At 69.4% G+C, this 11,241-nt stretch carries 15 protein-coding genes and 1 pseudogene; 7 read left to right on the top strand and 9 right to left on the bottom strand.

The window, feature by feature from the left end; all coding sequences use genetic code 11:
* Nucleotides 1-255 precede the first annotated feature (255 nt).
* Nucleotides 256-558 (top strand): hypothetical protein, encoded by a 303-nt coding sequence (locus ACIBI9_RS19140; RefSeq protein ID WP_397223461.1) that lies wholly within the window; start codon nucleotides 256-258, stop codon nucleotides 556-558.
* A 66-nt stretch (nucleotides 559-624) separates the two neighbouring features.
* Here the strand turns inward: ACIBI9_RS19140 and ACIBI9_RS19135 are convergent, their stop codons facing one another.
* The 3 genes from ACIBI9_RS19135 to ACIBI9_RS19125 form a co-directional block, all read right to left on the bottom strand.
* On the bottom strand, nucleotides 625-771 hold the full coding sequence (locus ACIBI9_RS19135) for a hypothetical protein (RefSeq protein WP_397223460.1): 147 nt from the start codon (nucleotides 769-771) through the stop codon (nucleotides 625-627).
* A 24-nt stretch (nucleotides 772-795) separates the two neighbouring features.
* Nucleotides 796-2,796 carry a WD40 repeat domain-containing protein gene (locus ACIBI9_RS19130; protein ID WP_397223459.1) on the bottom strand — a complete coding sequence of 667 codons (2,001 nt, stop codon included), beginning with the start codon at nucleotides 2,794-2,796 and terminating at the stop codon, nucleotides 796-798.
* Nucleotides 2,797-3,016: 220 nt separating this feature from the next.
* Nucleotides 3,017-3,199 (bottom strand): hypothetical protein, encoded by a 183-nt coding sequence (locus tag ACIBI9_RS19125; protein WP_397223458.1) that lies wholly within the window; start codon nucleotides 3,197-3,199, stop codon nucleotides 3,017-3,019.
* Between ACIBI9_RS19125 and ACIBI9_RS19120 the strand changes: the two are divergent.
* A pseudogene (locus ACIBI9_RS19120) lies at nucleotides 3,158-3,256 on the top strand (hypothetical protein); the annotation flags it as partial. The gene ACIBI9_RS19125 and the pseudogene ACIBI9_RS19120 overlap by 42 nt on opposite strands.
* 328 nt (nucleotides 3,257-3,584) lie before the next feature.
* On the opposite strand, the gene ACIBI9_RS19115 reads toward ACIBI9_RS19120, so the two are convergent.
* Nucleotides 3,585-4,100 carry a hypothetical protein gene (locus ACIBI9_RS19115; protein WP_397223457.1) on the bottom strand — a complete coding sequence of 172 codons (516 nt, stop codon included), beginning with the start codon at nucleotides 4,098-4,100 and terminating at the stop codon, nucleotides 3,585-3,587.
* A 368-nt stretch (nucleotides 4,101-4,468) separates the two neighbouring features.
* Between ACIBI9_RS19115 and ACIBI9_RS19110 the strand changes: the two genes are divergently transcribed.
* Nucleotides 4,469-4,819 (top strand): hypothetical protein, encoded by a 351-nt coding sequence (locus ACIBI9_RS19110; RefSeq protein ID WP_397223456.1) that lies wholly within the window; start codon nucleotides 4,469-4,471, stop codon nucleotides 4,817-4,819.
* An 8-nt stretch (nucleotides 4,820-4,827) separates the two neighbouring features.
* On the opposite strand, the gene ACIBI9_RS19105 is transcribed toward ACIBI9_RS19110, so the two are convergent.
* The 3 genes from ACIBI9_RS19105 to ACIBI9_RS19095 all read right to left on the bottom strand — a co-directional run bounded on the left by ACIBI9_RS19105 (nucleotide 4,828) and on the right by ACIBI9_RS19095 (nucleotide 6,722).
* The gene (locus tag ACIBI9_RS19105; protein ID WP_397223455.1) at nucleotides 4,828-4,983 is read right to left on the bottom strand and encodes a hypothetical protein; all 156 of its coding nucleotides are present in this window, start codon (nucleotides 4,981-4,983) and stop codon (nucleotides 4,828-4,830) included.
* Nucleotides 4,984-5,251: 268 nt separating this feature from the next.
* Nucleotides 5,252-5,485 carry a ferredoxin gene (locus ACIBI9_RS19100; protein WP_397223454.1) on the bottom strand — a complete coding sequence of 78 codons (234 nt, stop codon included), beginning with the start codon at nucleotides 5,483-5,485 and terminating at the stop codon, nucleotides 5,252-5,254.
* Between the two features lie 16 nt (nucleotides 5,486-5,501).
* Nucleotides 5,502-6,722: a cytochrome P450 gene (locus ACIBI9_RS19095; RefSeq protein WP_397223453.1), complete on the bottom strand. Its 1,221-nt coding sequence runs from the start codon at nucleotides 6,720-6,722 to the stop codon at nucleotides 5,502-5,504.
* Between the two features lie 233 nt (nucleotides 6,723-6,955).
* Here ACIBI9_RS19095 and ACIBI9_RS19090 point away from each other — a divergent pair, with 233 nt between their 5' ends.
* From ACIBI9_RS19090 to ACIBI9_RS19075, 4 genes are all read left to right on the top strand, one after another.
* The gene (locus ACIBI9_RS19090) at nucleotides 6,956-7,597 is read left to right on the top strand and encodes a TetR/AcrR family transcriptional regulator (protein ID WP_397223452.1); all 642 of its coding nucleotides are present in this window, start codon (nucleotides 6,956-6,958) and stop codon (nucleotides 7,595-7,597) included.
* Between the two features lie 25 nt (nucleotides 7,598-7,622).
* A complete protein-coding gene (locus ACIBI9_RS19085) occupies nucleotides 7,623-7,814 on the top strand; it encodes a helix-turn-helix transcriptional regulator (protein ID WP_397223451.1) in 192 nt (63 codons plus the stop codon).
* 196 nt (nucleotides 7,815-8,010) lie between these two features.
* Nucleotides 8,011-8,766: an SDR family oxidoreductase gene (locus ACIBI9_RS19080; protein ID WP_397223450.1), complete on the top strand. Its 756-nt coding sequence runs from the start codon at nucleotides 8,011-8,013 to the stop codon at nucleotides 8,764-8,766.
* A gap of 14 nt (nucleotides 8,767-8,780) precedes the next feature.
* On the top strand, nucleotides 8,781-9,518 hold the full coding sequence (locus tag ACIBI9_RS19075; RefSeq protein WP_397223449.1) for an SDR family NAD(P)-dependent oxidoreductase: 738 nt from the start codon (nucleotides 8,781-8,783) through the stop codon (nucleotides 9,516-9,518).
* Between the two features lie 201 nt (nucleotides 9,519-9,719).
* On the opposite strand, the gene ACIBI9_RS19070 is transcribed toward ACIBI9_RS19075, so the two are convergent.
* Nucleotides 9,720-10,994 carry an Nramp family divalent metal transporter gene (locus ACIBI9_RS19070; RefSeq protein ID WP_397223448.1) on the bottom strand — a complete coding sequence of 425 codons (1,275 nt, stop codon included), beginning with the start codon at nucleotides 10,992-10,994 and terminating at the stop codon, nucleotides 9,720-9,722.
* Nucleotides 10,991-11,218, bottom strand: a complete 228-nt coding sequence (locus tag ACIBI9_RS19065; protein WP_397223796.1) for a hypothetical protein — start codon at nucleotides 11,216-11,218, stop codon at nucleotides 10,991-10,993. Before ACIBI9_RS19065 ends, ACIBI9_RS19070 begins: the two co-directional genes overlap by 4 nt.
* Nucleotides 11,219-11,241 lie beyond the last annotated feature (23 nt).

Genomic DNA, 11,241 nt, shown 5'->3' with positions numbered 1-11,241 from the left:
GCCCTGGCCTGGGAATAGGCCTACTACGATTTCGACGGTGCTCAGCATTGTCTCCCCTTCCCGAGCACGACGAATGGGCGAATCGGCCGCCCCATGAGATCCCCGTGATAAAGGTGCGTGCGGGGGATTGACGCATTCGACGATAACCACGGCCGGGACTCGCGGAACACCCCTAAGGCGCGACCTCTGGGGTAACCCGGTGGGGGAGCGGTGACACCCCCAAGGGCTGCTACGGAGGGCAACGGCGCTGTCACGATGTCCATATCTCGCTGCAGAAAGTGGTGTGAGACCATTTCCCACTGGCGGTCGCCGACGACGCTCTATGTCACCCTCATAGCCCAAGACCGGCTCGACCTCGAAGACCCCGACAAGATAGACAAGAACGTCGGCTTCCCTGGCGTGCTGCCCACCAAGGTGTTGGAGCAGCAGAGCGTCGGCCAGGTGATCGGCCACATGGGCGAGCTGGCGGCCAGGGTGGCGGGCGCGATCTTCAACCTGCCAAGGTCATGCGGCGGCCGAATCCCACGTACGTCGAGATCGCCAAAGTGCTGCCGCTGACGTACGCGGTGGCGCTGGTGGACCCATTGGCTGTGCCCGTGACATCCCTTAGGCGGCCGCTCGATATCACGTACGCGCCCACCCGCGCGCGTGGCCGCCGGGGGAACGCCGGCGGTCAGGCGGGGTGCCGGCGATGCGGGCGGCGTGGCGGTGGTCGGCGGCCCAGGTGCTGGCGAGGCGGCGTTTGCCGTGGCCCCAGTGGGTCTGTGGCATTCGTTGTTTCGCCGCTGGTGGTGATCATCCTTCCGGGGGTGCTGGGGTGTTGGTGAACACGGCGATGTCGCGGTCAAAACAGACGATGACGTGTCCGTCTTCGCTGATCGCCACCGCTCTTACGGGTTTGGGGAAGTGCAAGTCGGGGCCGATTTGCTTGCGGGTGGCAAGCTTCCACACGCGTACCGTCTGATAGCTGGTGGTGACAGCGATGGGTTGACCGTCCACTGTGCCGGCGACGACCGCGTCGGTGGCTCTGGTGGGAAGTTTGCCGAGGGCGTCGCCCGTGGCCACGTCCCATATCTTCACAGGGTCTGAGCTGCTGTCGCTGACGGTGATCGCGGCCGGCCGATCGCCAATGGTGGTGGCGGCGAGGTCTTGCACGGATCCGCCGTGCCGATCGGCGGGGAAGGTAATGGTCGACCGGTCGGTGGTGAGGTCGAGCACCTGGAGGGTGCCGTCTTGGGTGACGGTCAGGGCGACTGGTCGGCCGTTGAGGGTGGTGACGCCGACTGCGCCCGTCCAGCGCCGCTGGCCGGCGCCGGATGCGTCGATCTCTTCGCCGGTGTTCAGGTTCCACATGCGGACCGTTTCGTCGTAGCTGCCGGTCACGGCCACCGACTGGCCATCGAACTCCACTACGGCAGCCGTACAGACGGCGCCGGTATGACCGGTGAACGGCCCGCCTATCTGCGTCCCCGAGTTGAGATCCCATAGTCGGACGGTCTCGTCGTAGCTGCCGGTGACCGCCGCCGGCCGGCCGCCGACGAGCGCGGCGGCAATCGCGGTGACCGTCTCGGTGTGACCGGTGAGCGGATCATCGACTTGCTCGCCGGTAGCCAGATCCCACACTCGAACGGTCTCGTCGTCGCTGCCGGTCAGGGCAACAGAACGGCCATCAAGCACCGTGGTGGCGACGGCAGAGACATAGCTGGTGTGGCGATTGGGGAACTCGTCAACTCGCCGCCCTGACGACAAGTCCCACATCCGTACCGAGTGATCGTCGCCGGCGGAGACGGCCACCGGTCGCCCGTCCACCACCGTCGTCGCAACCGCCCGAACCCCATTGGTGTGCCCGGTGAGCGGCTTGCCGATTTGCTGGCGTGACCTCAGATCCCAGATCCGTACAGTTCCGTCGATGCCCCCGGAAACGGCCACCGGGCGTCCGTCCAGAACCGTGGTCGCAACCGCCTTCACAAAGCCGGTGTCGCCACTGAACGGTTTGCCCATCTGCTGGCCTGACGTCGGATCCCACAACCGTAAGGTTCCATCGTCCTCACCGCTGGAAATTGCCACCGGCTGCCCGTCTATCACCGTGGTCACAACCAACTCGACGTTGTACCCGTGGCCCCTCAGCGGTTTACCGATCCGACGGCCCGACTTCAGGTCCCACAGGCGTAGGGTGCGGTCGGCGCCGCCGGAGATGGCCACCGATCGTCCATCCACCACTGTGGTCGCAACCGCTGTGACCCAACCCGTGTGACCTTTGAACGGCTCGCCGATCTGCTCGCCCGACCTCAGATCCCACCTGCGTACGGTTTTGTCGTGACCGCCGGAAACCCCCACCGGCCGCCCGTCCACCACTGTGGTCGCAACCGCTTTGACCCAACCATTGTGCCCTTTGAACGGCTCGCCGACTTGCTGACCGGACATCAGATCCAGCACCCGTACGATTCCGTTGTTGCCGCCGGCGAAGACTGCCACCGGCCGCCCGTCCAGGACCGTGGTCGCGAGCGACTCCACGTAGTCGTAGTCGGCGCGACCGGTGAACGGTTGACCGATCTGCTGACCTGACGTCAGGTCCCACAGGCGTAGGGTCCGATCGCGACCGCCGGTGACTGCCACCGGCCGCCCGTCCACGACCATGGTCGTAACTGCCCACACCCGATCGGTGTGGCCGGTTCGTGGCACCCCGACCGGCTCGCCGAACGCCAGTTCACCCGCCGGCCGACTGGTCCACGTCAAAGTCCACTGGGCATTCTTGGTGAACGGAACCCGGGCCGCGGCCGATCGAGAAGAAGACATGGCGGAGATGCTAGCCGCCACCCCTGACAAAGATCACCCGCCCTTGATCGCCGTCGGTCATGCGCGGCCCGGCAACCGGGGGTGCGAGCCCGAGTGGACCCCGCTCTGGCCAGGCTGAAGTGCTGGAAGACCCTGCGCGACTACCGCGATGCGCGCACCGTCCCGTCGGCGGCACCGCTCAGAACGGCGATGCCGCCAAAGAGCGCCCGGAGCGCTACGACTACGAACGCGGGTGGCGGCGGCCGACGCCCTCGTAGAGAGGGTGCTCGACGCCGAGCCCGCGGCCGAGCTGCTGGTGGCCGACTCCCACGGCTCCTACCGCGACATCCTGCCGGCGGGCTCGTACGGCGTTCCTGTCGTACTGGTCGGCGGCGACGACGCGGCGTGCGAGGAGTTCGCGCACCGGCGCCCCAGGCCGTCATCGTGTCCGTCAAACAAGGCGTCGGCCAGCACCATGCATCCGGAGGAAGCAAGAGAGCGCCCGCGGCAGGGCGCCGGCCAGGCGATACGACTCCTTGCCGGCAATCGGCCGGTCCCGCGGCCGGTCAGAGCCGGGCGGTCGTCGTGGCCGCCATGTGCAGGGGCGCGCGCAGCTCATGTCGGCGGCCGAGCTGTCGGTCGGTCTTCGGCTCGACGGATCACGCGGGCTTGCGTGCGCGAGGCGCTGCGGGGCGAGCGCACCCTGGTCAAGACGCATGGGCCGCGCGGCACCGTCCACCTGCTGCCCGCTCGCGACCTCTACCTGGGCCGGGATGAACGAGCTCACCGACAGCGGGCACGAAACGGCCCTAAAGCATTATCGCGAGTGTCGTCCAGGCCGCTGCCGCCCCCACCACGGCGCCCGCGAGCGCCTGCGTGGCCGTGTGGTGCGACACCTGGACCCGGGCCCACCCGATCACCGCCACCACCACCGCGCCCACCACCAGGACCGGTACCGCAGGAAGTACGTACGCGAGCACGACGGCGGTGCCGGCCGACACCCCCGTGTGGAAGCTGATCTTCCACACCAGTGTGATCGGCCCCATCACCAGAACCCAGGACAGCATCACGGCCACCGACGCCACCACCACACGGGGCGCGTCCAGCAGTGCCAGCGCGGTCAGGCCCACCACCACCGTGGTGAGCCCGACCAGCATCGGCCCTTTCCGCGACTTCCGCTCGACCAGGTGAATCGAGTCGAGCCGGCCTCGCCGCACGCCCACCGCGATCACAGCCGCGGGCACGCCCGCGCACACCGCTGCGGCGAGCAACCCCCATGCCAGGCCCGCCCAGCCCTCGGCTGACAGCCCAGCCACCGGAGGCATGGCGATCCCCACATATTGCGGGGCGAACACCTCAGTCACCGCACGCGCGAATCGCCCGCCACGTCCGGCCGTGCCTGCGGCCTCCCCTATGCCTTCCACCCGTTGACCAGCCACATCGCCCCCTTTGTGATCGCCGCCCTGCCCTGTACGGTCCACTATGGCGATCCTTGTCCATAATCGTGAGCCATGCTCCGGCTTTCGCCGGCGCAACTGCCATCCGTTCGGGGCTGATCCATCTGATGGCGGCCCTGACCACCCTGGTGGCCCGTGCGCGTTGGCATGGGCACGGTGCTGTCCTCGGTGACCGTGGCCCTGACCGCGTACCAGCTGATGCAACTCCTCGGCGAGTGGCATGTGAAGATGACCGCATGACCGAGAGGACCCGCGTCAGAAGGCCTGCGTACCTGGCCGCGGCGCTCCTGGCCGCGATCCTGATCGGGGCACTGCTCTTCGCTGAGGAGCTGCGCTTCGCCCACTCGTCAGGGGACATGGCGGCGGTGGCTCGCACGCTGGGAGAGGGCGTCGAACTCAGGGATCAGAGCATCGGAAGCCTCTCGTTCGAGTTCGTCCGGCGGGAGGAGCAGCAGGTCTACTTCTACCGGGGCAAGTACTGGGACGGGGACGGCTACGGCTATGTCTGGAGCCCCGGGAGCCGGCCGAGCGATGTTCGGCACCTGATGGGGCCCTGGTACAAGTTCCGGGACGACGCGCACCAGTGATGGCCCGGTCAACGCGTCGGTGCGGCGCCCGTGCTCCCCACATCGCGTGAGAAGCCGATCAGGGGCAGCGTCAGCAGCACGAGTCTGGCGCCGATCGCCAGGGTGCTGCCGGTGGACAGGGTGTCGACGGCGAGAGCGCCGAGGGCGATGGACAGGTTGAACATCGAGGCGTACAGCGACGAGGCGGCTTGTTCGGTTCGTACGGGACGGCGACCTTCATCGGGCCTGCGCCGATGGCGCGCGGTTCGAGGAGGCTCCGCAGGCCCTCGGGCCGAGCTCGCGGCCCAGACCCGACTCCGCGGTCCATGTCCTCCACGGTCGCGACCGGTACCTCGCCGACGACCTCCTCGCTCGACGGGGAGACGACCTTCAGCACCTCGCCGCCCGCCGGTTCGACCCACTCACCTCCGATCTAGAACTCACGCCGGTACATCAGCCGATCGTCCATGACGCTTGCCTCCCCGCCGTGGACCGGTCCTCGACGGTGATGGCCAGGGCGGGGCAGACCAGGGCGGCCTGCTGCACGTCCGCCGGCCGTTCGGCCGACGGGTCGTCGTTCAGCAGGACGACGATCCCGTCCTCGTCACGCTGGTCGAACACGTCGTCGGCGGCCATCACGCACTGCCCCGATGCGACGCACTTGTCCTGCTCGATGATGATCTTCACATTCTCCTCCTCGGTGTCACCAGGTGACGGGCAGTTCGTAGGCCCCGTAGACGAACCCGTCGTGCTTGAACGGGATCTGCTCCAGCTCGGCGGCGAGCGCCAGGGTGGGGATCCGCCGCAGGAGGGCGGGGTAGGCGACCTGCAGCTCCATCCGCGCCAGCGGCTGTCCCAGGCACTGGTGCACCCCGTACCCGAAGGTGACGTGCAGCCTGGGGTTGCGCTGGAGGTCCAGCCGGTCCGGGTCGGGGAAGACGGACGGGTCGCGGTTGGCGGTCTCGTTGACCGTGATGATGCCCTCGCCGGCCCGGATGACCTGGCCGGCGATCTCGATGTCCTCCAGCGCCACCCGGCGCAGCCCGCCGTGGGTGATCGTCAGGTACCGCAGCAGCTCCTCGACCGCCGAGGCGACCAGCTTCGGGTCGTCGCTCCCGCGGAGGAGGGCGAGTTGCTCGGGGTGCCGCAGCAGGGCCAGCGTGCCCAGCGTGATCATGTTCGCGGTGGTCTCGTGTCCGGCGAACAGCATCAGCACGCCCATGCGGGCGGCCTCCTGCCGGGACAGCTCACCGGCCTTGACCCGCTCGACCAGCCCGGACAGCAGGTCGTCGGCGGGCTTGGCGAGCTTCTCGCCGATCAGCCCGTCCAGGTACTCGGCCAGCCGGTGCTGGGCCTGTCCGCGCTGCTCGGGGGTCGAGTTGCGGTTGATGATGGTCCTGCTGTTGGCCTGGAAGAACTCGTGGTCGTCGTACGGGACGCCGAGCAGGTTGGAGATCACCAGCGAGGGCAGCGGCAGCGCGAACGCCTCGACGAGGTCGGCGGGCTTCGGGCCGGCGAGCAGCCGGTCGATCAGCTCGTCCGCGATCTCCTGCGCGGCCGGGCGCATCGCCTCCACCCGCTTGACCGTGAACGCGGAGGTCACCATCCGCCGCAGCCGGGCGTGCTCGGGGTCGTCCATCATGATGAAGCCGAGGCTGCCCGAGCCCTGCTTGGCCATGCTGTCCATGGTCGCGGCCTCCGCCGGGGAGAGCCGGGGGAGGCCGCGCGCGGGTTCGACGCTGACCTTGGGATGGCCGAGCACGGCGCGGTGCTCGGCGTGGCCGGTCACCAGCCACGCGGTGCTGCCGTCCCACAGCCGGACCCGGGTCAGCGGGCCCTCCTCCTGCCGCGCTCGCATCGCGGGCGCCGGGTCCAGCGGGCACCTCGCCGACCTGGCGATGTCGTACTCCGGGATTGTCGTCACTGTTCCCCCTCGAGTGTGGTTTAAATCAACCGATTGATTTAAACTCTAGTGCGGGACGGATGCCTGTCAAGCCGGAGCAGCCCTCGACGGGGACGACCCCGGTCCGTCGCTTGCATAGGCTGTCCTTCCGTCACGCCTCGCCGGCACGGCCGAGGACCTGCGGCGGCCTGTGGGACCGGGCCGTCGCGGGCTGCGCGAAAGTCCCGGTGCGGTGAAAGACGATGATCAGCAAGATGACACGGGACGAGCAGGTCAACGCGACCCGGGAGGCGCTCCTGTCCGCGGCCGAGCGGCTGTTCGCCGAACGCGGCGTGCACGCCGTCGGCAACCGCCAGATCAGCGAGGCCGCCGGGCAGGGCAACAACGCCGCGGTCAGCTACCATTTCGGCACCAAGGCCGACCTGATCCGCGCGATCGCCCGCAAACACGCCGAGCAGATCGAGCGCATCCGCGAACGCATGATGACCGGCATCGCCGGCTCCACCGACCTGCGGGACTGGGTCGCCTGCCTGGTCCGCCCGCTCACCGAACACCTGGAGACCCTGGGCAGCCCCACCTGGTACGCCCGCTTCGCCGCCCAGGTCATGGCCGACCCCGCGTTGAACGCGATCATGGTGGACGAAGCCCTGACCGCCGCCCCGGTGCTGCGGCTCTTCAGCGACGGCCTGGCCCGGTGCATCCCCGGCCAGTCCGTCGAGCTCCACCGCGAACGCACCACCATGGCCCGCCACCTCATCGTGCAGATGTGCGTCGAGCGGGAACGGGCCCTGGCCGACCACGCGCCCACCTTCCGGCCCACCTGGGACGCCACGGCCGACGGCCTGATCGACGCGATCGTCGCGATGTGGCAGGCCCCCGTCCAGGGCACGCCGTAGCGAGAGGTCCCGTTCGCGGCGACAGGTGAGCAAGTACGTCGCAGCGGCCCGCCCGACAACCAGCTCGCCGTCCAACGAAGTCGCCGCCCGCCTGTTCCTCAGCCCGCGCACGGTGGACAGGCATCTGCGGAACGTATTCCGCAAGCTCGAGATCCGCTCTCGGCGGCAGCTGCGCGGAAAGCCGGGCCTGGACCTTCCCAGCTCCGCCCCGCACTGAGGAGCGCCGTCCAGCCTCGGTCGATGCCGACCCGCTGCTCGACCCGAAGCAGCGCCGCGTCTTCATCCGCGCCGACCGCATCGCCGGTGCATGAGAGAAACAATTTCGCCCCGGCTGTCACAAGTCTGAAGGCTGTCCGGTCTTAGCTGGCGACCGGGCGGCAACGAGGTGGCCCGGCGGACCGGAAGGGATTGCGATGAAGATCGTGGTAATCGGCGGGACGGGCCTGATCGGGTCGAAGCTGGTGGCGAAGCTGGGCGAGCACGGTCACGAGGCGGTGGCGGCGGCGCCGAACACGGGCGTCAACACCCTGACCGGCGAGGGGCTGGCCGAGGTGCTGGCGGGTGCTCAGGTGGTGGTCGACGTGTCGAACTCGCCGTCGTTCGAGCGGGCCGCGGTGCTGAAGTTCTTCGAGACGTCCACGGGCAACCTGCTCGCGGCGGAGGCGGCGGCGGGCGTGGGTCACCACGTCGCGGTGTCGATCGTGGGCACGGAGCGGATGCCGGAGAACGGCTACTTCGCGGCGAAGATCGCTCAGGAGCAGCTGATCGAGAAGTCGGGCATCCCGTTCTCGCTCGTTCACTCGACCCAGTTCTTCGAGTTCGGCCGCGGCATCGCCGACGAGGCCACGGCGGATGGCAAGGTGCACATCGCGCCCGTGCTGTTCCAGCCGATCGCGGGTGACGATGTGGCCCAGGCGGTCGGCCGGACCGCGGTGGGGACCCCGCTCAACGGCAGGGTCGAGATCGCCGGGCCCGAGCAGTACCGGATGGACGAGTTCTTCCGCCAGGCGCTGGCCGCCTGGGGCGACCCGCGCGAGGTGGTCACCGACCCGCACGCGCGCTACTTCGGCAGCGAGCTGAGCGAGCGGTCGCTGGTTCCGGGTGACGGCGCCGTCCTCGGCACGATCAGCTACCGCGACTGGCTCGGCCAGAACGCGCCCGGCAAGTAGCTCAAAGGAAGCACGTGAGCGACACGCTGAACGGCAAGGTCGCCCTCGTCACGGGAGCGTCGTCGGGCATCGGCGAGGCCACTGCGCTGGCCCTCTCGGCGGAGGGGGCACGGGTCGCGGTCGGGGCCCGGCGCGCCGACCGCTTGGAGTCTCTGGCGGGCAAGGCGCCCGGCGAGGTGCTGGCCCTCGACCTGGACGTGGCCGACCAGGAGTCGGTACGGGCCGCGGTCGCGCGGACCGTCGAGCGCTTCGGCGCCCTGGACGTCCTGGTGAACAACGCCGGGGTGATGCTCAGCGGCCCGATCGTGGGTGCGGACACGACGGAGTGGACGCGCATGGTCGAGACGAACCTGCTCGGGTCGATGTACACGGTCCACGCGGCGCTGCCGTACCTGCTGGAGAGCAAGGGGACCATCCTGCAGATCTCCTCGACCTCGGGCCGGATCGCCTCGGCCAACAGCGGCGTCTACGCCGCGACGAAGTTCGGCATCACCGCCTTCTCCGAGTCGCTGCGGCAGGAGGTCACCGCCCACGGCGTACGCGTCGTGGTCATCGAGCCCGGCTTCGTCGCCACGGAACTGGCCACCCACATCACCGACCCCACGATGCAGGCCGCCGCGCAACAGCTGGCCACCTCCATGCGCACCCTGCAACCCGAGGACATCGCCAACGCCGTCGTGTACGCGGTCACCCGGCCGGAGCACGTGGCGGTCAACGAGATCCTCATCCGCCCGACCGACCAGACGCGGTAGGCGGGCGCGGCGCACGAGTTGCCGCGCGTGGTCCTCGCCCAGGTGGAGGAGCTCGGAGATCCGCCGGTACGGGGGCGACCGCGGGATGGGTGGGCTGGTGTCCGGCACGCGGGGCGCGGGCGCCCCCAAGCCGGCGGGCGAGCTCGTCACCGCCCCCAACGTGGGCCGCCGCCTTCGCGATCTCGGTACGCCTGCGCCCGGTCATGAGCCGAGGAGCTGTTCGTAGAGCAGGTAACCGTTGAGCCCGACGATCACCGTGGTGATCGCGGTCATCAGGGCGGTCATCCGCCGCGAACTGGCGAAGGATCCCATGACGGCGCGGTCCCGGGTGATGAGCAGCAGCGGGACCAGCGCGAACGGCGTGCCGAAGCTCAGCACGACCTGGCTGAGGTTGAGCACGTCGGTGGCGTTCAGACCCAGCGCGATCACCAGCAACGCCGGAAGCATGGTGATGAGCCGGCGCACCGCCAGCGGGATCCTCAGGTTCAGGAAACCCGCCATGACGACCTGGCCGGCGAAGGTCCCGACGCTGGAGGAGGAGATCCCGGAGGACAGCAGGGCCACGGCGAACACCAGTGCCGCCGCGCCGCCGGCGAGGGAGCCGAGACCGGCGTACGCGTCCTCGATGCCGGTGATCCCGGTGACGCCGCTCCCGTGGAAGAGCTCGGCGGCGACCATGAGCATCGTGAGGTTGATGAGCCCGGCCGCGCCCAGCGCGACGACGACGTCCCAGCGCTCGAAACGCAGGATCGTGCGGCGCTCCGCGTCGCTCGCCGAGGAGACGCGGCGGCTGGTCAACGCCGAGTGCAGGTACACGACGTGCGGCATCACGGTGGCGCCGATGATCCCCACCGCGAGATACGCGCTGCCCTCGCCCGGCAGGGTCGGCAGCAGCCCGGCGAACGCCTGGGCGGGCTCCGGGCCCACGTACAGGAGCTCGAAGAGGAAGCCGCCGGCGATGAGCAGCAGCATCGCCGAGATCGCCCGCTCGAACGGGCGGTAACCCCGTGACTGCAGGCCCAGGACGACGAACGCGACCACGGCCGTGATCAGGGCGCCCGGCAGCATCGGGACGCCGAACAACAGGTGCAGCCCCAGTGCCGCGCCGAGGAACTCGGCCACGTCCGTGGCCATCGTCACCAGTTCGGCCTGCAGCCACAACCCCCACCGGACGACGGCCGGATAGCGGTCGCGGCAGAGCTCGGGCAGGGTCCGTCCGGTGACGATCCCGATCTTCGCGGACAGGAACTGCACGGGCATCGCCATCAGGTTCGCCAGCACGACCACCCACACCAGCGCGTAGCCGAACTCGGCGCCCGCGCTGACGTTGGTGGCGAAGTTGCCCGGGTCGACGTAGGCGATCGCGGCGATGAGCGCGGGCCCGAACATGGCCGCCGCCCCCCTGACCCGGCCGCGCGCGAGAACGTCGCTCACGCTCGTGCCGATCGGGGGCGCGGCCTCGTGCACGGTGCTCATCGTCGCTCCGCGCTGTCCGGCTCGTGGGAGAGCGGATACTCGCGCCGATGGCGCCATTCCGTCTCGGGATCGTAGCCGTAGATCCACGTCATCCCCAGGGGCGTGTCGCCCCGGCGCTCGCGGGCCCTGAACATCTCCTGACGCTCCTCCCAGTCGCCCGCGTGCACCAGCTTGCTGTTGAGCAGGGACTGGCGCTGGATCGCGTGGGCCCGGGGGACGCGCACGTCACGGAACGCGGCCAGGGCCG

Source organism: Nonomuraea sp. NPDC050451, from assembly GCF_044458585.1.
Note: the sequence above shows the minus strand (reverse complement) of the source record. Positions and strands in the feature narration are given on the sequence as shown.